Source organism: Nonomuraea terrae (genome assembly GCF_004348995.1).
In the GTDB taxonomy this organism is placed as follows: Bacteria; Actinomycetota; Actinomycetes; order Streptosporangiales; family Streptosporangiaceae; genus Nonomuraea; species Nonomuraea terrae.
In genome coordinates, this window is the sequence record NZ_SMKQ01000033.1 from 34,472 (window position 1) to 56,060 (window position 21,589).

The window sequence follows — 21,589 nt, forward strand, 5'->3', positions numbered from 1 at the left end:
AGGGCCGTCATCGGCCCCGGCCTCCTCACCGACCAGCCGTGACGGCCGCCGCCTGGACGGGGCGGGGCCTGCGGCGCGGCTTGAAGACCGACAGCGCCGTGGCCGTCACCAGCAGGACGGCCTGCGTGGCCGGCACGGCGACCTGGCCCCACTGACGGGCGTCGCCGGCGGCCCGCCCGCCCGCGGTCGCCGCGGCCATCCCCTCGGGGTCGAACAGGAACATGCCCAGACAGATCACCCCCACCAGCAGCACGAACTTGGCCGCCACCCAGAGATGCCGGAACACCCCCCACCGGCTGGTCAGGCCCAGCACGACGCCGGTGGCCAGCGCGACGAGGCTGAGCGGCATCCCGCCCGCGAACACCAGAGCAGGCATCAGCCCGTAGGCGGCGTGCGCCAGGCCAGTGTCCTCGGTCAGCGCCGCCGCCGTGTTCAGCACGGTCAGCGCCCACACCTCGCCGAGCAGCGCGACGGACGCGATGACGTGAATGACCACAATCGTCTTGCGGATACGTGGCCGCATCGCGCTCACCTCCTTCAAGGAATCCACGCCCATCGTCACGGCGCCGCCCGCCGGGGGCATCGGCCGGAAGTGGGCTTCCCGGCTACGCCGGTCGGCGTACGACGACCCCCAAGTTTCGGGCGATCGTTTCCTAAAGGCCGGTGAACGGCCACCACGCAATTCTCGCGGACAGCCAAACTAAACCGGCCCAGGTATTTCCGGGCGACGATTCTCCTCGCGTTTCGCCGAAGGGCGGGAAAACCCAGCACCAAGAAATCGAGGTGTCGCCTTGACCCCGAAGATGGCTATCTGGGTTGCGGTTTCAGCTGCCTGCCGCAATGGTTATGGGCGGCACCTCACAGCCCTGCAAAAACGACTATGGCGCTGGATTTCCGCGCCGTTCCATGGAGGAAACAAAACATGATCCGTCGCATTCTGGCCGGTGCCGCAATCGCGGCCGCGGCCCTCGGCTTCTCCGCCTCCGGAGCGCTCGCCGACGGCCCCAACACGTACAACTCGGGGCAGAACATCCTGAGCCAGTTCGGCGCCCTCAATGACGTGTCGGTGCTGAACAAGGTCCTGAACGACTCGATCAAGTACGTCGACCTCGTCTCGATCCTGGACATCCAGGACGTCAACGCGAACGTCCTGAGCAACCTCCACGACGTCAAGGCCAGCGACCGGAGCTGACGGCTCCGCGCGCGGAGCGGACAGGAGGCCGATCGGCGATTCCCGTGGGACCCCCGCGGACCGCCCGGCCAAGGTCGCCCTCCTGGGCGCCCGCGAGATGAACGGGAAACTGTCGTGGGAAGTCGCGAAGCCACGGCACGGGCTTGGTGCGCACCGAGTTCTCAGACGCCGCGCGGCCCCGGTCGATCACTGCAGGACGACCGGGGCCGCGCGGCCTCGTCCGTTCAACCGCGTTCGGTGAAGGCGGCGCTCTCGCCGGGCCGGACCACCCCCATGAAGGTCCGCCGCTCCAGCGGGTCCACCCGCACCGACTGGCCGGTGTACGGCGCGTGCACCATCCGGGTGGCGTCCAGGACGATCCCCACGTGCTCGGGCCCCGGGCTGTCCGCGTTGTTGTCGTAGAAGACGAGGTCCCCCGGCTCCGCCTGCTCCTTCGGGACGCGGGCTCCGGAGCGCCACTGCTCCTGCGTGGTCGTGCCGATCATCACCCCCGCCCGCGCCCACGCGTACTCGGCCAGGCCCGAGCAGTCGAAGCCCCACGTCCTGGCCCCCTTGCCGATCCCGTAGCCGGGGCCGCGCACACCGCCGCCGCCCCACGAGTACGGGATTCCGATCATCTCGATCGCCGCCCGCGCCACGATGGCCCCGGCCGGCGACCGTGCGGCGAGTGCCTCGGACGGCCGGCAGATCGTCGTCGCGCAGTCGTGCGCGCCCGCCGCCGCGGTGGACTGCGAAGTGAACAACATCGCCTGCGCCAGCGCTATGGGCAGCAGCGGCCTCAGTGCATTCATGGCATATTCAGCGCTCCCCGTGGTCGTCCGTGCCGATTTGTGCGGCACGTGGCAAGGTCGATCATTCCGCCACCTCTATGGGGATAAAACGTCCTTTGGTCGCGTGAGATGCACATATGGCCATAAGCTGAAAAATTACCGTTCAGCCGATTCCGGACAAAACCCCACCATTCTGGATATGTCGAGATCGATGGTGATTTGTGGGCGTGAAAAATGCCGGCGGGCTGCCGGCTGTCGCGTCGGGGCCGGATCGTGACACGCCGATGATGCGCACGGATGTTTCCGGAAATATCGCCGGCCCATGATGGCTCTCGGCGACGCGTATCCCGTGCTGATTCCCGGTGAAGAAGGAGGAGGAAAGGCGGAGCATTCCGCGGGCCGCCCGCAGCGGCCCCGGCCGAGAGCGCCTCGGCCTACACGTCCCCGGCGAGCGCCGGGACCCTCCGTCCGCGAGGCGACTCCGCCGCAGGTCAACACCCTTGGCGGCACCTCTGCCCCGCCGGGCGGGGACGCGGTGAGGCCCGTCGAGGTAGATCACCCTTCCGAACGGGCCATCGTCTGTCACGTCCGTGGTCGGCGCGGGTACGGCCGGCCTGTTCGGAAAGCGCTCCCCTCCATACTTTCCCCGTAATACGGTCATATCACGGCGAAAAATACATAGTGCCACATAGCTCGTGTAGCCTGGATTCGGGCTAATCGCCGGAATTGTTCGGTGGTCATCCCGGCCGCCGACAGTACGGCAGGACAACCCCCAGAGCGCGTGTTGGGGGGTGCGTGGAGCGTGGACATCCAGGAGCGGCTGCTCTACCAGGACGAGCAACTCAGGATCACGGTGGCCATGGCGCCGGGCGTGCCGACCGTCACCTTGTTCGGCCAGATCGACGCCAGCAACAGCCCCGCGCTGGCCAGTGCGCTGGCCGAGTGCCGCACGGGCCCCCACATCGTCGTCGACATCGGCCGGCTGACCTTCGTCGACGTCTCCGGCCTGCGGGTGCTGGCGCTGCCCGCGCTGCCGCCGTCACAGCGGTGGATCCGCCTGCACAACGTCACGCCGTACCAGCAGCGGCTTCTTCACATCATGGGGTGGTCCTGCCGGCCGACGGCACCCTAGGCACGATCAGCGCGGCCGACGTGCCGAGGCCGGTGGGCCCACCGAGCCGGAACGGGCGCGGCTGGTGGTGGCGGCGCAGCGTCGCCTCGTCGTAGCGGAAGCAGCCGCGGTGCCAGTTGTAGATGCCCGCCAGCCAGTCGCGCAGCTCGGTCACGAACGCGTCGAGGTCGCGCCGCGCCCCGTCGCCGAGGCCGAAGTCGTCGCACACGATCGGCAGCTCATGCTCGACGATGTGCTCGAACTGCCGTACGCGGGCGGCCAGCAGGTCGTCGACGATGGACAGCGCGGTGGGGTGGTCGCACCCGAAGAAGTTCTGCACCACCAGGACGCAGTTGTGCACCTCGCCCTCGAACTCGATCTCCTTCTGGTACGAGAAGACGTCGTTGAGCAGCGCGCCGGCGTCCATCATGGCGTTCTCGGCGGCCACCATCGGCCCGCTGGCGTAGAACTCGTCCGGGATGCCCTTGGAGTGGCGCAGCCGGGACAGGCTCATCGTGAGCTGGGAGCCGAAGGTCAGCCTGCGCATCTCCAGGTAGTCGACCGGGTCGGGGACGCGGTGGGCGATCTCGCCGGCCAGCTCCCACAGCCAGCCCTCGCACATCTCCTCGACCGCCGCCCGCAGCTTGCGCCGGTCTTCGGGCGGCATCGGCCCGGCCGTGCGCGCCCACACGTCGGCCAGCCCGCGTTCGAGCGCGTTCGCCGGCGGAGGGGCGGGCGTGCCGTCGAGCGGCATGCAGCCGCCGAACCGGTCCACCGTGACCTTGGCCGCCGCCAGGTTGCGCGTCCGGCCGAAGACGACGGGGAAGTAGTCGTCGCCGTACGTGCCCCAGGCCAGCCAGAACGAGGCCAGGTCGAGCTCCTCCGGGGTGGCGTCGGGGTGCAGGCCCGCCGCGCAGAGCGGCAGGTCGTAGTCGACCAGTTTGCGCTCGTCCCACACCGCCGCGCCGTTCTGGGGTTCGAGCATGCCCATGCTCGCGCACCAGGTCACCGTGCTGCGCCGCGCGTGGTCGAGGTGGGGTGACAGGCGCAGCTCGTACGGCACGTACAGGTCGGGGATCACCGACGGCCCCACCCGCTGGTACGGCACGTGCGTATGGCTGCGCACCCGCTTGGCGCCCACCAGGCCGGTCAGCGGCGACATGCCGAACGGCCGGTCCTTGCGCACGTCCTGGTTCATGTAGCGGCTGGAGCGCATGTGCCACTCGTGCCCGCCCGACTGCCAGTCCTGCAGCCCCTTGACGTAGGCCATCACCCCGGCGGCGCTGACGGGGTCGATCATGTGCTCGGCGAACAGCGGACCCAGCTCGGTGAAGACCGTGTGCTCGAACTGCTGCAGTCGCGAGGTGAGCAGGTCGTTGACCGCGTCGGCCGCCTCCTGTGTGCCGCAGCCAAGAAACTTCTCCAGCACGAGCACGCCGTTGCTCAGCTCGCCCTCGTCGCCGACCTCCCGCTGGTAGGAGAACAGGTCGTTGCGCAGGTGGACGGCGTCGGAGAAGGAGTCGCGCAACACCCGCATCGGCCGGGTCGCGGCGATGCGGGCCGGTACCTCGGCCCCCACGGCGTGCTCGACGAGCCCGGCGGACCAGGGGGCGCCGCCGACCTTGCGCCGCATCTCGATGTACTCGACCGGGTTCGCCACCCGGCCCCGGTTGATGTTGGCCAGCTCCCAGAGCGACTCGTTGAGCAGGTTGCGGGTGCTCTCGGCGAAGCGCGCCCGCCAGCCGGCCGACATGCCCGGCACCGTACGCGGCCACAGGTCGGCCAGCCCCGCCTCGACCGGGTTGACCGGCTCGGGCACGGCCCCGCCGTCGCCCATCGGCATGAACGCGGCCAGCCGGGCCAGGTACTCCTTGCCGCCCGCCAGGTCGCCGGTGCGCTTGAAGACCTCCAGGAAGTGGTCGTCGAAGAAGAACACCCACACGTACCAGTCGGTGATCAGGCAGAGTTCGGCGGCGTCGCAGTCGGGATGGGTGTAGCCGCACAGCAGCGGATAGTCGTGGGCGTCGAGGTCGGCCTGCTCCCAGACGCCCGACCCCTCCAGCATGCCCATGTCGCGCGCCCACCGTCTGGAGTGCACGCGCGCCTCTTCGAGATGCCGGTTGAGCCGGGCGGGGTACGGCACGTAGAAGTCGGGCAGGACGAACGGCTGGGACAAGGTCACTCCTTGACGTGAGAGTTCAGCTCGACGCCCTCCAGCACTCCGAGGGCGTCCGGCACCAGCACCGCGGCCGAGTAGTAGGCGCTGACCAGGTACGACGCGACGGCTCTCCGGTCGATGCCGGTGAACGTCACGCTCACCCCCGGCTCGACCTGGCCGGGCAGCTCGGCCGGGCGCAGGCCGACGACGCCCTGGTCGTCCTCGCCGGTGCGCAGCACCAGGATCGAGCTGGTGCCGGTCCGGCTCACCGGGATCTTGTCGCAGGGCAGGACGGGCACGCCGCGCCACGCGGTCAGCCGGGAGCCGTGCAGCTCGACGCTGTCGGGGTAGATGCCCCGGGCACTGCACTCGCGGTGGAAGGCGGCGATGGCGCGCGGGTGGGCCAGGAAGAACCGCGACTTCTTCCTGCGGCAGAGCAGCTCGTCCAGGTCGTCGGGGGTGGGCGGGCCCGTGCGGGTCTGGACGCGCTGGCGCGGGTCGGCCTGGTGCAGCAGGCCGAAGTCGCGGTTGTTCAGCAGCTCTCGCTCCTGCGACTCGCGTATCGCCTCGACGGTCAGCTTGACCTGCTGCTCCTTCTGATCCATCGGGTCGTTGTAGAGGTCGGTGACCCGGGTGTGCAGGCGTAGCACGGTCTGCGACACACTCATCACGTACTCGCGGGGGCCGGGGTCGTAGTCGGCGAACGTGGTGGGCAGCGCCGGCTCGCCGCGATGCCCGGCCGCCGTGACGATCGCCGCCTCGCCCCACCGGTTGCGCGGCCGGGCGAGCAGGGCGCGGTGGCGGTCGAGCGCCTCGCGCAGCGCCGGCGACCGTTCGGCCAGGGCGTGCAGCTCGGTCCACGGGAGGGCCAGCACCGTGCACGGGGTGCCGGCCTCCAGCGTGTGCTCCCACACCGCGCCCTCGGCGGGCGGGCCGGAGCCGGCATGGTCGCCCCCGGCCAGCGAGCCGGCGACGACGCGGTCGCCGTACGCGCCGGTCTGGAGCCTGATCGCCTTGCCGTGCGCGATGATCAGCAGTTCGCCGGCCGGCTGTCCGGCCTGGACGATCGTGTCGCCGCGGTCGTACTCCCGCTGCTCGAAGCGCCCCGCCAGGGTGTCCAGCACCGGGTCATCCGCCAGGCCGCCCAGAGGGGGCAGCTCGGCCAGGCTCGGCGGGACGACCCGGACGCGGGAGCCGGCGTTGGAGAAGCTCACCCGGCCGCCGCCGACGGGGTACGTCAGCCGGCGGTTCACCCGGTAGACCCCGGCCTCGACGTCCACCCACGGCAGCACCCGCAGCAGCCAGCGCGGGGTGACCTCCAGCGTCTGCGGGACGGTCTTGGTCGTCGTGGCGAGCGCGCGCGCCGCCGCGGTGTCGAGGCTCAGCCGTTCGGCCCCCGTCATCGGCTAGTCGTTCCGGCCGAGCTCGACGTCCTCCAGGACGCCGAGCGCGTCGGGCACCAGGACGGCGGCCGAGTAGTAGACGCTGACCAGGTAGGAGATGATCGCCTTTTCGTTGATGTTCATGAACCGCACCGACAGGCTCGGCTGGTACTCGTCCGGGATGCCGGTCTGGTGCAGCCCGACGACGCCCTGGTTCTCCTGGCCGGTACGCATCAGCAGGAACGACGTCGTGCGCGTGGCGGAGACCGGGATCTTGTTGCACGGGAAGATCGGCACGCCGCGCCAGGCCGGCACCCGGTGCCCGCCGACCTCACTGGCCTGCGGGTAGAGGCCGCGCTTGCTGCACTCGCGGCCGAAGGCGGCGATGGCCTGCGGATGGGCCAGGAAGAACGCCGGCTCCTTCCACACCAGCGCCAGCAGGTCGTCGAGGTCGTCGGGGGTGGGAGGGCCTGAGCGGGTGCGGATACGCTGGCTGAAGTCGGCGTTGTGCAGCAGGCCGAACCCCCGGTTGTTGATCAGCTCGTGCTCCTGGCGCTCGCGCAGGGCCTCGATCGTCAGCCGCAGCTGCTGCTCCAGCTGGTTCATCGGCTGGTTGTACAGGTCCGAGACCCGGCTGTGCACGCGCAGGACGGTCTGGGCCACGCTCAGTTCGTACTCGCGGGGGCTCTGCTCGTAGTCGACGAACGTGCCGGGTAGCACAGCCTCGCCGACGTGGCCGGCGGACAGGTCGATGGCGGCCTCGCCGTAGTCGTTGGTGGCGCGCGAGCCGCCGGCGCGCCATGTGTCGACGTGCTCGCGCAGGGCGGGGGACTGCGCGGCGATCTGGTCGAAGTCGTGCCGGGAGAGGCTGAGCACGGTGGTGGCCGTCTTGGCGCGCGCGGTGAAGGCGTACTCGCCGCCGTCGGTCAGGGACTGCTCGCCGAGGTGGTCGCCGTCGGCCAGCACGCCGAGGTCCTGCTCGTCGCCGTACGCGCCGCGCCCGATCTTGGCCACGCGGCCGTGGACGATCAGCACGAGCCGGTCGGCGGGAGCGCCCTCGGAGACGATCCTCTCGCCCGCCTCGACCTCCCGCTGGGTGAAACGGCCGGCCAGCGCTTCGAGCACCTCCATGTCGTCGAAGCCGCGCAACAGGGGCAGCTCGGTGAGCTCGGCCGGGATGACCCGCACCTCCGACCCGGTCGCGGTGAAGGTGATCCGGCCGTCACCCAGTGTGTAGGTGAGCCTGCGGTTGACCCGGAACACGCCGCCGGAACACTGCACCCACGGCAGCAGCCGCAGCAGCCAGCGGGAGGTGATCTCCTGCATCTGCGGCGGGGTCTTGGTCGTGGTCGAAAGTTGCCTCGCGGCGTCGGTGCTCAGACTGAGCTGCCCGTCCCCGTTTCCGGGCATGGTCGAGTGCGTCGTTTCCGTCATGGTGTTCCGCCAATCTCAGAGTGCGGCCTGGTGGTGGGAGGAAAGATCACTTGGTGCGGTGGGCGAGCCGGTCGGCCATCAGCGCCAGCTCGTCGGCCGCCTCGGGGGCGACGCGCGCCTCGGCGAGGGCCGACATGGCCTCCCGCACCCGCTCGCCGATCAGCGTCTCGACCCTGGCCAGCGCGCCGGTCTCGACGAGGATCCGGCGCAGCTCGGCGGCGCGGTCCTCGGTCAGCTCGGGGTTGCCGTGCCAGGTCCGCAGATGGGCGAGCTGGGCGGGGGTGGCCTGCTGGACGGCGTAGGCGAACATCACCGTCTGCTTGCCCTCGCGCAGGTCGTCGAGCGCGGACTTGCCGGTCTCCCGCGACGAGCCGAACGTGCCCAGCACGTCGTCGCGCAGTTGGAACGCCTCCCCGAGCGGCACACCGAACCGCGAGTAGGCGTCGAGCAGGTCGAGGTCGGCGCCGGCCAGGGCGCCGCCGATCTGCAGCGGCCGTTCGACGGTGTATTTGGCGCTCTTGTAGCGGATCACCGTCAGAGCCTCGGCCTCGGTGGCCCCGGAGCGGAGCTGGGCGAGGACGTCGAGGTACTGGCCGCTGATGACCTCCGTGCGCATGGCGTCGAACAGGTGGTGGGCGGCGCGCAGCCGTATCGGGTCGATGCCGCACGACGACAGCAGCGCGTCGGCCCAGGCGAGGCTGAGCGTGCCGAGCAGGATGCCGCCGGCCCGGCCGAACGCGTCGGCGCCCGGGCCGCGGTGCAGCAGGGCGAGGTTGCGGTGCACGGTGAACCGGCCCCGGCGCAGGTCGCTGTCGTCCATGATGTCGTCGTGGATGAGCAGGCCCGCGTGGCACAGCTCCAGGGCCGCGGCGGCGCTGACGATCTCGTCGCAGTCGTCGCCGCCGGCGCCGCGCCAGCCCCAGTAGCACAGCTGAGGCCGCACGCGCTTGCCGCCGCCCAGGATGAAGTCGGTCAGCAGCGTGTACGCCGCCTCGACGCCGGGATCGGAGATGGGAGTCCGGCAGGACCCCAGAAAGCCGCTGAGGCGTTCGTCGATACGTGAACCCAAGGTCTGCTGGGTGAGGCCCACCGGCATGGGTGCGGCTCCTTCGGTACGTCGGTGACTACCATCAGTTACTCATCGAATACGGATCGTGTAAAGAGTCTTCCGCCACTCGAGATTTCTCTTGCCTCAGATGTACCGACCGGCCCAGAAAGGCTCGCCGTTTGAGGCTCTATGTAGGGGTATGCGGCAGTTGTGCCCCCGGCAGTGAAGGAGACGAGCATGAAAGCAGTCACCTGGCACGGCAAGCGCGACGTACGGGTGGAGGAGGTCCCCGACCCGGCCATCAAGGAACCGAACGACGCGATCATCAGGGTCACCAGCAGCGGCATCTGCGGCTCCGACCTGCACCTGTACGAGGTGCTCGGGCCGTTCATGGCCGAAGGCGACATCCTCGGGCACGAGCCCATGGGGATCGTCGAGGAGGTCGGGTCCGGCATCAGCACCATCAAGCCCGGCGACCGCGTCGTCATCCCGTTCAACATCGCCTGCGGTCACTGCCACATGTGCGGGATGGAGCTCTACGCGCAGTGCGAGACCACCCAGGTGCGCGAGCACGGCATGGGCGCGGCGCTGTTCGGCTACACCAAGCTCTACGGCCACGTGCCCGGCGGGCAGGCCGAGTACCTGCGGGTGCCCGAGGCCCAGTTCGGCCCGATCAAGGTCCCGGAGGGGCCGCCGGACGAGCGCTTCGTGTACCTGTCCGACGTGCTGCCGACCTCCTGGCAGGCCGTCGAGTACGCCCACATCCCCGAGGGCGGCAGCGTGGCCGTCTTCGGCCTCGGCCCCATCGGCCAGATGAGCGCCCGCATCGCCCGCCACCTGGGCCACCGCGTCATCGGCGTGGACGGCGTCACCGCCCGCCTGGAGATGGCCCGCCGCCACGGCATCGAGGTCGTCGACGCCAGCGAGGTGTCCGACGTGCCGGGGGAGATCCGGCAGCGTACGGACGGGCGCGGCACCGACTCCGTCATCGACGCCGTCGGCATGGAGGCGCACGGCTCGCCCGCCGCCAAGCTCGCCCAGACGATCACCGGGCTGCTGCCCGACGTGGTCGCCGCGCCGCTCATGGCGAACGCCGGCGTGGACCGGCTCGCGGCGCTCAACCAGGCCATCGACTCCGTCCGCCGCGGTGGCGTCATCTCCATCACCGGCGTCTACGGCGGCATGACCGACCCGATGCCGATGCTGCGCATGTTCGACAAGGGCATCACCATCCGCATGGGCCAGGCGAACGTCAGGAAGTGGATCAGCGCGCTCATGCCGCTGCTCACCGACGACACCGACCCGCTCGGCGTGATGGACTTCACCACCCACCGGATGCCGCTGGAGCAGGCGCCCGAGGCGTACGAGATGTTCCAGAAGAAGGCCGACGGCGCGGTCAAGATCCTGCTGAAGCCGTAACGGGGCAGTTCACGCGCGTTTCACGGGCCCCGCCCCGGGCAGCGGAGCACGCATGAGAGTCGTTGTGGTGGGAGCCACCGGGAACGTCGGCACCTCCGTGGTGCGCGCACTGGCCGCGGACGACAGCGTGACCTCGATCGTGGGTGTCGCCCGGCGGCTGCCCGGCTGGCGGGTCGATCGCACCGACTGGCGTCAGGCCGACGTGGCCACCGCCGACCTGACGCGGATCTTCGACGGCGCCGACGCGGTGGTGCACCTGGCGTGGCTGTTCCAGCCGACCAGGAGCCCCGCGGTCACGTGGCGGGCCAACGTGCTGGGCAGCATGCGGGTCTTCCGCGCGGTCGCCGAGGCCGGAGTGCCGTCCCTGGTGCACGCCTCCTCCGTGGGGGCGTACTCGCCGGCGCCCAAGGACCAGCCGGTGGACGAGAGCTGGCCCACACACGGCTGGCCCGGCGCCGCGTACGGGCGGGAGAAGGCGTACGTCGAGCGGGTGCTCGACGTCTTCGAGCACGACCACCCGACCGTCCGCGTGGTGCGGATGCGTCCCGGGTTCATCTTCCAGCGGGCGGCGGCCACCGAGCAGCGGAGGTTGTTCGGCGGACCGTTCGTGCCCGGGCGGCTGGTCAAGACCGGACGGATCCCGTTCGTCCCTGACATCCCCGGGCTGCGGATGCAGGTGCTGCACGCCGAGGACGCCGCGCAGGCGTACCGGCTGGCCGTTACCGGGCGGGCGCGGGGCGCGTTCAACCTGGCGGCGGAGCCGGTGATCGGCCCGAACGAGCTCGCCGGGCTGCTCGGGGCCCGCACGGTGCGGGTGCCGGAGCGCATGGCCAAGGCGGTCATGGCCGCGGGCTGGCACCTGCGGCTGCTGCCCGCCGCGCCGGGGCTGCTGGAGCTCGTCCTGCGGATGCCGATCATGAAGACCGACCGGGCCAGAGAGGTGCTGGGGTGGACGCCGCGGCACTCGTCCCTGCAGGCCCTGCGCGAACTGTTCGACGGACTGCACGACGGCGCCGGCATGGAGACCGCCCCGCTGGCGCCCGACAAGGGGCCGGCGGGCCGGGTACGCGAGCTCGCGACGGGGATCGGCCGGCGGCCGTGACGTCATGACCTCGCGCAGCCCGTTCCCCGCAGGCGAGGGAGGGGGCTGCGCGAGGCCGCGCAGCGCGGCTTCCGTGTCGTCGGTCATGACACGAGGAGACGCATGCGCACGCTGATGGCCGAACCCTTCACCGAGGTCGACGTGACCCGGCTGCGCCGAGCGGTGGCGGAGAAGGCCGAACAGGCGGGGCTGCACGGCTCACGCAGGGACGACTTCGTACTGGCCGTGCACGAGAGCGTGGTCAACGTCGTGGAGCACGCGGGCGGCCGCGGCTTTCTCAAGCTGTGGACGGTGAACGGCGTCATCTGCTCCGAGACGACCGACCACGGCGCCGGCATCCCCGAGGCGTACGTACGGGAGGACCGCACGCCGTCCGAACGCGCCGACTACGGACGGGGCATCTTCCTGATCCGCCGCCTGTGCGACGAGGCCGACTTCCGCACCGGCCCCGGCGGCACCACGGTCCGGCTGACCATGCGGTTACCGCGCCGGCGCGTCCGCGGGGGCATGCGAGGGATCCGGGTGTCGGCGCCCGGATCCCGGCTGCTCGGCCGTTTCGGCACCTGATCCCGCCCCGTCTGACCTGGCCCATCTGAGCCGGCGGGCCGCCAGGTAGTCTCGAGGGGACGGAAAGGGATCACTACGTTGAGCGGCGAGAAGCTTTCCCCCGGGATCATCTCTCCCGTCCGGCGCATCGGTCGGCGGGAGTTCGACTTCGAGCGCCAGGTGGCGATCATGGCCATCGTCAACCGCACGCCCAACTCCTTCCACGACCAGGGCCGCACCTTCGCGCTCGACAGCGCGGTGTCGGCCGCCGTCAAGGCCGTGGAGCAGGGCGCCGACTGGGTCGACATCGGCGGGTTCGCCTTCAGCGCCGCACAGGACCCGATCGAGGCCGCCGAGGAGATCGAGCGGGTCGTGCCGGTCATCACCCGGGTCAGGGCCGCCACCGACGCCGTGATCTCGGTCGACACCCACCGGCCCGAGGTGGCCAGGGCGGCCGTCGAGGCCGGGGCCGACGTCATCAACGACACCAACGGGCTGCGCGAGCCGGGCATGGCCGAGGTCGCGGCCGAGACGGGCGCCGCCGTGGTCGTCACGCACAGCCTCGGCGGCCCCGGCCGGCGGGTCCTGCGGCCGAGCTACGCCGACGTCGTCGCCGAGGTGGCCGCGTACCTGCAGGAGCGGGTCGCGTACGCGCTGAAGGCCGGTGTCGGGCCCGACAAGATCGTCATTGATCCCGGGCACGACCTGAACAAGAACACCTTCCACTCCCTGGAGCTGACGCGCCGGCTCGAGGAGATCACCGCGATCGGATACCCGACGCTGGTGGCGCTGTCCAACAAGGACTTCATCGGCGAGACCCTCGACCGGCCCCAGGGGCAGCGGACCGAGGGCACGATCGCCGCCAACGTCGTCTCCATCCTCAAAGGCGCCCGCATCCTGCGCGTGCACGACGTGGCCGCGACGGTCGCGTCCGTACGCATGACCGAGGCCGTGCTCGGGTGGCGCGGCCCCATGGCACCAAGTCACAACCTCGCGTGAGGAGAGCGTACGTGACCGAACGCAAGCCCGTCGGCTTCCCCTTCGAGACCTGGATCGACCGGCAGATCCGCGAGGCCGAGGAGCGGGGCGAGTTCAACGACCTGCCGGGCAAGGGCAAGCCGCTGCCCGGGCTCGACCGGCACCTCGACGAGATGTGGTGGATCAAGCAGAAGATCGAGAGCGAGGGGTTGTCGATGCCCCTGCCGCCCACCCTGGCGCTGCGCAAGGAGGCGGAGGAGGCGCTGGCCGAGGCGCGCGGGGCCCGTTCCGAGACCGAGGTGCGGCAGATCGTCGAGGACATCAACCACAAGATCCGCGAAGCGATCAGAACCGGCCTGTCCGGCCCTCCGCTCAACCTGATGCCGTACGACGTGGACGCGGTCGTCTCGGAGTGGCGCGGGCAGCGCTAGCCTTCGGCGCTGAGGGCCTGCGCCACGGGGCGGCGCGCCGCCAGGCGTGCGGGCAGGGCGGTGAACGCCGCCGTCGCCAGGAGGGTCGCGAGTGCGGCGCCGAGCAGCCAGGAGGAGGGGGCGTCCACCGCGTTCCTGGCGGCGAAGAGCGAGAGCAGGCCGGTGCCCAGGGGAACGCCGACGATGGCGCCGGGCAGGCTGGGCAGGAGTTGGGCGGTGGACAGTCCCGCGGTGATCTGCCCGGGGGTGGCGCCGAGCGTGCGGGCGATGGCCATGTTCGCCCGGGCCTCCATGGCAGTGGTCCAGGTGAAGGTGATGGTGTTCACGACGGCGAGTGCGACCAGCAGGATGGCGACGGCCAGCATCAGGTGGCGGTCGTGCTCGCCGCGCAGGTTGGGCAGGGCGGCGGAGCCGTCCAGCCCGTAGCCCCTCTCCGTCTGGGCGTGGATGGTCAGCAGGGCGACGATCGCGATCACCGTGGTGGCGGTGGAGCACGCCTGCAGCACGGCGCGGCCCGGTCTGCGGGCGGTCAGCCGCAGCCCGAGCAGCAGCGGCGTGGGCAGCAGCGCGGACAGCGCGGTGATCCAGGGGCGGTGACGGGGCTGGTGCGCGGTGGCGGTCAGCGCCGTGACGGTCGCCGTGCGCAGGGCGCGCAGCGTGGGGCGCAGGGTGGACAGCACCGCCACCGCCACGGCGAGGACGGTCGCCGTCGCCACGGTGGCGGCGGTCGGCCCGGCCACATCGCCGATCCGGCTGGCGGTGGGGCCGGCGATGACGGGCGCGGTCAGGCGGGCGACCACCAGTCCCAGCGCGTCGCCGGCCAGCGCCAGGGCCAGGTACTCGGTGAGCAGGACGGTGGCGATCAGACCCGGGGCGGCGCCGACGGCCTTGAGCAGCCCGGCCCGGCGCGTCTGCTCGGCGGCGCGTCCCGCGGCCAGCGCGGCCACTCCGGTGATGGCCAGGAAGCTGATCAGGTAGCTGCCGACGACCAGGATCGGCTGGCTGTGCTTGAGGATGCCCATGTCCTGCTGGGCCGTGAACTGCCAGGAGCGGAAGTTGATCCTCACGGCGGAGTCGCGGTGGGCGTCGCTGAAGGTCTCGGTGGCGGCGGGGTCGCGCAGCTTGAGGTCCAGGGCCATGGTCACCGGGAGATCCCGGGACGACGCCAGTTTCCTGGCGTCTGATCGGGTCATCCAGGCCAGGCCGCTGTAGTCGGTGGGGCCGCCGCCCGGGCCGATCTGCGCCGCCCCGGGGTAGACGGAGGTGGCCGCGGTGACGGCGATCCCGACGACCGGGTACGACCGGCCGGCGATGGTGACGCGGTCGCCGGCGCCGACGCCCAGCGCGGTGGCGAAACCGCGTTCGAGGACCGTGCCGCCGGAGCGTACCCAGCGGCCCGAGGTCACCAGCGGCCGGTTGACCGCGCCGGGCTTGTCGGCGAAGCCGTGCACCACCACGTTGGAGCTGAGGCCGCGTGCGGTGAGATCGGCGTAGACGACGCGGTAGGGGCCATGGTGGGCGACCACTTCGGGAGCGTCCGCCAGCGAGGCCAGGGCCGAGGCCACGGCGGGGCCCGTGTCGCCGGAGAGCGCCACCACGTCCGGCCCGGCGGTGGCCGCGCGGGTCTGCTCGTACAGCGCCTCGCTCACGTCGCGCACGGACAGGCCCAGGGCCATCGTGGCGGTGGCCACGGTCACCGCGAGCAGGAGCATCGCGGCCTGGGCCTTGTGCCTGCGGAGGTCGGCCAGCACGAGTCGCGCGACGAGCACGATGGAGCCCATGACGTTCAGCCCTCCAGCCCGATCAACCCGCCGAGCCCGCGCGCGTGGGAGCCGGCCAGCCAGGTGTCGTCGACGAACATCCCGTCGCGCATCGAGACCAGCCGATCCGCTGTGGCCGCCACCCGTTCGTCATGCGTGACGATCACGAAGGTCTGCCCCGCGGAACGCAGCTCCTCGAAGATCCTCAGCACGTCGAGGGTCGCCGCGGTGTCGAGGTTGCCGGTCGGCTCGTCGGCCAGGACCATCAGCGGGTCGTTGACCAGCGCGCGAGCGACGGCGACGCGCTGACGCTGCCCGCCGGACAGCTGCGACGGCAGATGCCGGGCGCGCTCGGCGAGCCCGACCCGTTCCAGCAGCAGGCTCGCGCGCCGCCTGGCCTGGCGGCGCGAGCGCCCGGCCAGCAGCGCGGGCAGCTCCACGTTCTCAGCCGCCGACAACTCCTCCACCAGGTGGAAGGCCTGGAAGATGAACCCCACCGACCGGCGCCGCAGCCGCGCCAAGGCTCGCTCGCTCATGGTGTCGATGCGCCGCCCGGCCACCCACACCTCCCCACCGGTGGGCCGCTCCAGGCCGCCGAGCAGGTGCAGCAGCGTGGATTTCCCGCAGCCGCTGGGGCCCATCACCGCCAGCATCTGTCCCTGAGGCACCTCCAGGTCGACCTCGTCCACCGCGCGGACCCGGCTCTGCCCCTGACCATGCGTCTTCACCAGGCCGCAGGCCCGGACCGCGGCACCTGACACGTTCATCCACCCTCGACTTCGTCATCGACCTTGGACCAGACCCGCTCACAGGCATCCAGCCAGCGCAGGTCCGCCTGCAACCGCAGCACGACCCCTTCCAGCAGCAGGCCGGCGCCCGCCCCCGCCGGCTCGGCCAGCGCGGCGTGCTGCGCCTCACGCAAGCGGCGCAGCAACTCACGGCGCTGCGCCGCGATGAGCTCCACCGGGTCGGCCAGCCGGGCCGAGGCGGCAGCGGCGAGCTTGAGATGAAACTCCGCCAGGTCCGGTTTCGGCCAGCCCACCTCGGCCAGCCAGGCCGTCACCCGTTGCTGCCCGGCCGGCGTCAGCGCGTAAACCTTGCGCTCCGGCCGCTCGGGCAGGCCGCCCGCCCGCTCACAGATGACGAGCCCGGCCTTTTCCAGCCGGGCCAGCGTCACGTAGATCTGGCCGGGGTTCATCGACTCGCCCAGCGGGCCGAGGCTCTGCCGCAGCCGGGCGCGCAGGTCGTACCCGTGTGACGGCTCTTTGGCGAGCATCGCCAGCACTGCGTCTTGCACGCGGACCCCCTAACGGTTAGCCAATAGATAGCGGTTAGCCGTAAGGGGCGTCAAACCAGCGCGAGAACCACGAAGCCGGGCCCAGGAGTAGTCCTGGGCCCGGCGGTCATGCGATCAGCGGGAGTTCTGGCTCAGTCGCAGTGTTCGAAGGGACTCGTGTACGAGCTGCTGCCGATCGAGCCGCCCCACCTGACGCACTGTCCCGGAGCAGAAAGCCTGACAGGCCCGGCGTAGTAGCCGTAGCTGCCTGAGTCGGTCGCCCTGGCCTCGCCCTGCGGTTCGAGGAAGGCCGACATCGACGAGGCGGTGCCGACATTCGTCGTCTTCAGCGTCGTGACGCAGTTGTAGCCGTTGCTGGAGTTGTAGAGCAGGTACGTGCGGCCACCGGTGAGAGCGGCCGAGTCGATGACCGCGTAACCGCTGCCGCAGACCTCCTCCGGCGTGTGGGGGTTGGCCCCGCCGCCGCAGGTGTTGGTGCTGGTGATGGCCTTCTTCTGGCCCAGGGACACGGTCACGCCGTCCACGGTCGGGCTGGTGTCGACCGCGCCGGAGGAGGTTCGCTGCTCGTAGTGCAGGTGCGGGGCGGTGCTGCCGCCCGTCGAGCCGACGGTGCCGATCACGGTGCCCTGGCCGACGCTCATCGAGCCGCCGGCCGCGCGCACCATCGTGGCCAGGTGGGCGTAGCGGGTCCTGGTGCCGTCGCTGTGACGGACCTCCACCCACTTGCCGTAGCTGGTGCTACCCGCGTCGTTGAAGTAGGCGGTGCCTCCGGCGGTGGCGCGTACGGTCTCGCCGTTGATGGCGTCGCTCCCGTAACTCTGCCAGTCGATGGAGCCTGACGGGTTGTGCGAGGGGGTCCAGTTGTTGGCGTAGAACGTCTTTCCGCAGTTGAACGGGCTTTTGTGGCTGGCGAGGACGCCGGTGCTCCGCGCCGATGCGGCCTGGGGGATCAGGGCCGCCGCCAGGGTGACCAGCAGGGCCAGGGCGGCGGATGTGCGGATCGGTGATCGGCTGAGGGAACTGATCATGGGGACTACTCACCTCTCTGGACAGGTGGGTAAGTGGGGGCGCCCCGTTGATCAGGAAGATAGACCCGAAACTTCTCTTCATCAATCCCTGTTGGAATGAAAACTTTACGACGTCTTGTTGATGACGGATCGACGCGCAGGAGAGGCCTGGGGCCGGGCCTCTCCTGCTGGGGAAGGGGTCGGGGTGGTTTCGTCCTCGGTGGGTCAGTTGATGGGCGGATAGGCGTTCTGGAGGAGTTCGCGGAACTGGGCGGAGAACCAGCGGCCTGACAGCGGGGCGTCGGCGAGGGCGCCCGTCGGGTTGTTGCCGTTCAGGTCGTTGCCCGTGTACGTCGGGTCGCACATCCGGTCGAAGCGCTTGCCCTCGTCGTTCTCGATCTCCCTGCTGGATCCGTCCGACTCGCCCGGCGGCTTGACCCAGACGTAGGCGTCGAAGCCGGCCGCGGGGCTCGCGGTGGGCCGGACGCCCATGCCGGCGCCGCTCTGGTTGCACCAGTTGCCGGCGTGGATGCGCCGGTCGACGCGTGACTGGTCGACGAAGACGTCCACGTCGGTGGAGGTGCTCGGGCCGGTCGGGCGGGCGCTGCCGCCCCAGCCGTTGCGCGATGTGTCGATCAGCATGCCGAGCCCGTCGTCGAAGCCGCGGCTGACGAGCGCGGCCCGCAGGGCGGTGGCGAAGCCCTGCTCGTCGACGTACTGGTTCCAGTCCACCCAGGTCGAGTCCCGGACGGACGTGCCGTTCACGGTGGTGCTGACCGTGAAGTGCGGTTCGGTGGTGGCCGAGTAGTTGGCGGTGTTGACGATGAAGCCGTCCACGCTGTCCACGCCCGCGGCGGTGCCGGTGGCCATGCTGTGGAAGAGGTTCACCGTCGGGGTGAAGTTCGAGTCCCAGCCGAGCCAGCCGTGGTGCCCGGCGTCCACGTACGTGTAGACGTTCGGGATGGCGTGCAGCCGGTCGAGGGCGTAGCGGACGCCGTCCACGTAGCCGCCGGTGCCGTTGGCCTCCTGGCACTTGGGCACGCTCAGGTTGGTGACCAGGTTCGGCAGGGAGTCGGGCTCGATGATCGTGACGATGCGCAGGTTCGCGTACGCGGGGTCGCGGAGGATGGCGGCGATCGGGTCGACGTACTGCGTCCTGTAGCGGTTGAACCCGTCCTCGGCGATGAGCAGCTCGCCGCTGGAGGCCAGCGCCGAGCAGTCACGGTTCGGCAGGTTGTAGACGACGACCTGGATGGTCAGCGGCGCCGAGCCGTTGGCGGCGTCCTGCCGGACGGCCTCGTCCATGTGGGCGCGCAGGCCCATGGCCGACGACGATCCGGCGATGGCGGCGATGCGGTCCATCCACACGGCGGTGGAGAGGTCGGAGACGGCGTCGCCGCCGGGCTCGGCCGCGGCCTTGGCCGCCCAGTTCGGGTTGACGTAGCCGGTGGCCCCGGCGTAAGGGTTCTCGACGTGGCCCGGCGTGCTGCCGCCGTCGTCGTCGGCCTCGGTGGCGGTGACCGTGCGCGAGGTCAGGCCGGGGGCGGCGACGGTGAACGTACGGCTGCCGTTCGCCGTGTCGGCGTCCTGGGCGGCGGCCAGGGTGACGGCCTGCGGGGTGTCCCAGTTCTGCGGGGTGAAGGTGAGGCCGGCCCCGGAGGAGACGGTGAGGCTCGCGTCGCCGCCGCCCGCGGTCGTGGTGACGGTCACGTTCGCGTCGGGCCGGGCGGCCAGGCGCACGGTGTACGTGCCGGTCGAGCCCTCCGGCACGGTCACCGACGCCGGGGTCACGATGATCGCCTGCTCCACCGTGGCGTCGTCGTCCACCTCGGTCGCGTTGACCGTGGCGCCGGTCACGCCGGTGCCGGCGAGGCTGAACGCGGCCGTCCCCGCGGTCGTGTCGGCGTCCTGGGCGGCGGCCAGGGTGACCGCCTGCGGGGTGTCCCAGTTCTGCGGGGTGAAGGTCAGGCTCGCACCGGAGGAGACGGTGAGGTCGGCGTCGCCGCCGGTCCTGGTGGTGGTGACGGTGACGTTCGCGGGTGGGGCCGCCGACAGCCGGGCCGTGAACGTCGCCGTGCCGCCCTCGTCCACCGCGATCGAGCCGGCCGAGGTGACCACCGACGGGGTGGTCGGCGTCGTGCCGCCGCAGGAGGTGCCGTTGACGCTGAACGACGCCGGGTTCGGGTTGCTGCCCGACCAGGTGCCGTTGAAGCCGATGCTGAGGGAGGCCCCGGTGGCCAGGTTGCCGTTGTACGCCAGGTTCGTCCCCGTCACGCGGGTGCCCGGCTGGCTCCAGTTCGCACCCCAGCCGCTGGGCGTGTACCGCTGGGTGGTCGTGGGGTAGTCGAAGGTCAGCGACCACGACGTGAGCGGGTCACCGGTGTTGCGCAACGTGATGCTCGCGGTGAAGCCGCCCTGGCCGGGGCTGCTCGTCCACGAGTTGGCGGTGTAGGTGACGTCGCAGGCGACGGCGGCGTTCGCGGCCGTGCCCTGGCCGACGACGATTCCCAGGGCCGCGACGCTCACGGCGGTCGTCGTCACGGCCCATCTGCGGAGGCCGCGGTGGAGTCTCACAGGCGATCATCTCCAGGGTCAGGTGGCTGGGAGCGCTCCCATCGTGTGCCGCCCCCGCCGCCCTGTACAGCGGCCGGCGGCCGGGCAGGCGCCGGCCGCCCCGCACGCTCGCCGAACGTCCCGGAACAGGGTGAAATTTTCATCCGGCCGGCCTGGTGAGAGGCGTCGCGGGGGATTCTTCCGTCGACGGCCCATCGACAGTGCGGCCTGGATCCGTCTACGGCGCAGGCTCCTCCGGCATCACCCCGCCGCCCGAATGGGACGGCCGCGGCCGGCTTCTCCTGCCGGCCGCGTCCGTTCTGCGTTCGCCGGCTCATCGGGAGGCCGAGGTGGCCGGCGCGAACCGCTCGCGGGCCGCCTCGATCGCCGCGTCGTCGGAGAAGTCCGCGAACGCCTCCTCGTGGTAGCGCTCGGGGACGATCCGCCGGACCCGCTCCGGGTAGCCGGCGCCCGGCTCCGGCACCACGATCCGGGGCGGGATGCCCATCTCGACGGCGATCGGCCCGGCGGCCCGTACGGAGGCGGCCCAGTCGGGGCTCTCCCCGGTGATCGCGCACATGTGGCGGGCGTACACCCACCGCACCTCGACCAGCGAGTCGGCGTCCGCCGGTTCGACGCCGAACGGCTCCACGGCGCACACCACCTGGGAGTCGAAGCTGTGGCCGTGGGCGTGGTGCTCGCCGGGCGAGGCCCCTTCCAGGGCCAGGGTCACCTGGGCGGCGAGCTCCTCGTCGAGCTGTGACGACGGCTGCCTGGCGGCGAACAGCGTCACCCCGGCCAGCACCAGACCGGCCAGGGTGACGATCGCCGCGAGGAGCCCGCGACGCTGCTTGATCACGGGCTCGTGCAGGTCAGGGCGGGAGCGGGGCTCGGGATCGAGCCGGTGGCGTTGAAGCCGAACGTGGTGGTGGCGTTCGGCGCGAGCGTGCCGTTGTAGGGGGCGTTCCCGACCGTCACGTTCGGTGGCCGGCCGGTGAGCACGCCGTTCCACGGCGAGCCGTCGAAGCCCTGGCCGCCGGTGTAGGCCCACTTCACCGTCCAGCCGTTGATCGCGCCGGCGCCGGTGTTGCGGACGGTCACCTCACCCTGGAAGTGGCCGGCCCAGCCGGTGTCGGTGGCCCGCCAGGTTGCGGTGCAGGCGCCGTTCGACAGTGGCGGCTCGGTAGGCGGCTCGGTGGGCGGCTCGGTGGGCGGCTGCGACGGGCCGGGGCCGCTGCCGCCGGGGCCGACGCCGGTCACCTCGCCGTTGCCGCCGTCGAAGACGACGTCGGAGCAGCTGTAGAAGTTCTCGTTGCTGTCGGAACGGATCCAGTGGGTGAAGATGATGTGCCGGCCGGACTTGCCGGACGGGAGCTGGGTGTTCCAGTAGCTGTCTCTTAT

General features: G+C 71.2%; 20 protein-coding genes. 7 read left to right on the forward strand and 13 right to left on the reverse strand.

Annotation, left to right across the window (positions count from 1 at the left end):
• Positions 1-25 precede the first annotated feature (25 nt).
• Entirely contained in the window at positions 26-523 is a 498-nt protein-coding gene (locus E1286_RS14310) for a hypothetical protein (protein WP_132612571.1), read from the reverse strand.
• A 399-nt stretch (positions 524-922) separates the two neighbouring features.
• Here E1286_RS14310 and E1286_RS14315 point away from each other — a divergent pair, with 399 nt between their 5' ends.
• Positions 923-1,192 carry a hypothetical protein gene (locus E1286_RS14315; RefSeq protein ID WP_132612573.1) on the forward strand — a complete coding sequence of 90 codons (270 nt, stop codon included), beginning with the start codon at positions 923-925 and terminating at the stop codon, positions 1,190-1,192.
• Between the two features lie 224 nt (positions 1,193-1,416).
• Here the strand turns inward: E1286_RS14315 and E1286_RS14320 are convergent, their stop codons facing one another.
• On the reverse strand, positions 1,417-1,983 hold the full coding sequence (locus E1286_RS14320; protein ID WP_132612575.1) for a C40 family peptidase: 567 nt from the start codon (positions 1,981-1,983) through the stop codon (positions 1,417-1,419).
• Between the two features lie 781 nt (positions 1,984-2,764).
• Here E1286_RS14320 and E1286_RS14325 point away from each other — a divergent pair.
• Positions 2,765-3,094, forward strand: a complete 330-nt coding sequence (locus E1286_RS14325) for an STAS domain-containing protein (RefSeq protein ID WP_132612577.1) — start codon at positions 2,765-2,767, stop codon at positions 3,092-3,094.
• On the opposite strand, the gene E1286_RS14330 is transcribed toward E1286_RS14325, so the two are convergent.
• The 4 genes from E1286_RS14330 to E1286_RS14345 are packed head-to-tail and all read right to left on the reverse strand — an operon-like array spanning position 3,060 to position 9,143.
• The gene (locus tag E1286_RS14330) at positions 3,060-5,249 is read right to left on the reverse strand and encodes a terpene synthase family protein (RefSeq protein ID WP_132612579.1); all 2,190 of its coding nucleotides are present in this window, start codon (positions 5,247-5,249) and stop codon (positions 3,060-3,062) included. The two genes, E1286_RS14325 and E1286_RS14330, sit on opposite strands and share 35 nt — an antisense overlap.
• A 2-nt stretch (positions 5,250-5,251) precedes the next feature.
• Positions 5,252-6,634, reverse strand: coding sequence for a family 2B encapsulin nanocompartment shell protein (locus E1286_RS14335; protein WP_132612581.1), 1,383 nt, complete (start codon positions 6,632-6,634; stop codon positions 5,252-5,254).
• Positions 6,635-6,637: 3 nt separating this feature from the next.
• Entirely contained in the window at positions 6,638-8,047 is a 1,410-nt protein-coding gene (locus E1286_RS14340; protein WP_132612583.1) for a family 2B encapsulin nanocompartment shell protein, read from the reverse strand.
• Between the two features lie 46 nt (positions 8,048-8,093).
• A complete protein-coding gene (locus E1286_RS14345) occupies positions 8,094-9,143 on the reverse strand; it encodes a polyprenyl synthetase family protein (protein WP_132612585.1) in 1,050 nt (349 codons plus the stop codon).
• A 189-nt stretch (positions 9,144-9,332) separates the two neighbouring features.
• Here E1286_RS14345 and E1286_RS14350 point away from each other — a divergent pair, with 189 nt between their 5' ends.
• The 5 genes from E1286_RS14350 to E1286_RS14370 all read left to right on the forward strand — a co-directional run bounded on the left by E1286_RS14350 (position 9,333) and on the right by E1286_RS14370 (position 13,571).
• Positions 9,333-10,514 carry a zinc-dependent alcohol dehydrogenase gene (locus E1286_RS14350; protein ID WP_132612587.1) on the forward strand — a complete coding sequence of 394 codons (1,182 nt, stop codon included), beginning with the start codon at positions 9,333-9,335 and terminating at the stop codon, positions 10,512-10,514.
• 52 nt (positions 10,515-10,566) lie between these two features.
• Positions 10,567-11,616 carry an NAD-dependent epimerase/dehydratase family protein gene (locus E1286_RS14355; protein ID WP_132612589.1) on the forward strand — a complete coding sequence of 350 codons (1,050 nt, stop codon included), beginning with the start codon at positions 10,567-10,569 and terminating at the stop codon, positions 11,614-11,616.
• A 102-nt stretch (positions 11,617-11,718) separates the two neighbouring features.
• On the forward strand, positions 11,719-12,183 hold the full coding sequence (locus E1286_RS14360; protein WP_132612591.1) for an ATP-binding protein: 465 nt from the start codon (positions 11,719-11,721) through the stop codon (positions 12,181-12,183).
• Between the two features lie 78 nt (positions 12,184-12,261).
• A complete protein-coding gene (gene folP / locus E1286_RS14365) occupies positions 12,262-13,161 on the forward strand; it encodes a dihydropteroate synthase (RefSeq protein WP_223189951.1) in 900 nt (299 codons plus the stop codon).
• An 11-nt stretch (positions 13,162-13,172) separates the two neighbouring features.
• Positions 13,173-13,571: a DnaJ family domain-containing protein gene (locus tag E1286_RS14370; protein ID WP_132612593.1), complete on the forward strand. Its 399-nt coding sequence runs from the start codon at positions 13,173-13,175 to the stop codon at positions 13,569-13,571.
• Here E1286_RS14370 and E1286_RS14375 read toward each other — a convergent pair.
• The 7 genes from E1286_RS14375 to E1286_RS14405 form a co-directional block, all read right to left on the reverse strand.
• Complete coding sequence (locus E1286_RS14375) at positions 13,568-15,352, reverse strand: ABC transporter permease (RefSeq protein WP_132612595.1); 1,785 nt, start codon at positions 15,350-15,352, stop codon at positions 13,568-13,570. The two genes, E1286_RS14370 and E1286_RS14375, sit on opposite strands and share 4 nt — an antisense overlap.
• Before the next feature lie 5 nt (positions 15,353-15,357).
• Positions 15,358-16,098 carry an ABC transporter ATP-binding protein gene (locus E1286_RS14380; RefSeq protein WP_132612597.1) on the reverse strand — a complete coding sequence of 247 codons (741 nt, stop codon included), beginning with the start codon at positions 16,096-16,098 and terminating at the stop codon, positions 15,358-15,360.
• Entirely contained in the window at positions 16,095-16,628 is a 534-nt protein-coding gene (locus tag E1286_RS14385; protein ID WP_132612599.1) for a PadR family transcriptional regulator, read from the reverse strand. The genes E1286_RS14380 and E1286_RS14385 overlap by 4 nt, the downstream gene beginning before the upstream one ends.
• 131 nt (positions 16,629-16,759) lie before the next feature.
• A complete protein-coding gene (locus E1286_RS14390; RefSeq protein WP_132612601.1) occupies positions 16,760-17,656 on the reverse strand; it encodes a M23 family metallopeptidase in 897 nt (298 codons plus the stop codon).
• 204 nt (positions 17,657-17,860) lie between these two features.
• Positions 17,861-20,176 carry a glycoside hydrolase family 6 protein gene (locus E1286_RS14395; RefSeq protein WP_246074856.1) on the reverse strand — a complete coding sequence of 772 codons (2,316 nt, stop codon included), beginning with the start codon at positions 20,174-20,176 and terminating at the stop codon, positions 17,861-17,863.
• Positions 20,177-20,522: 346 nt separating this feature from the next.
• Positions 20,523-21,047, reverse strand: a complete 525-nt coding sequence (locus tag E1286_RS14400; RefSeq protein ID WP_132612603.1) for a hypothetical protein — start codon at positions 21,045-21,047, stop codon at positions 20,523-20,525.
• Positions 21,044-21,589, reverse strand: a 546-nt coding sequence (locus E1286_RS14405) for a cellulose binding domain-containing protein (protein ID WP_187368165.1), incomplete at its 5' end; no start/stop codon positions are given. The genes E1286_RS14400 and E1286_RS14405, both read right to left, overlap by 4 nt.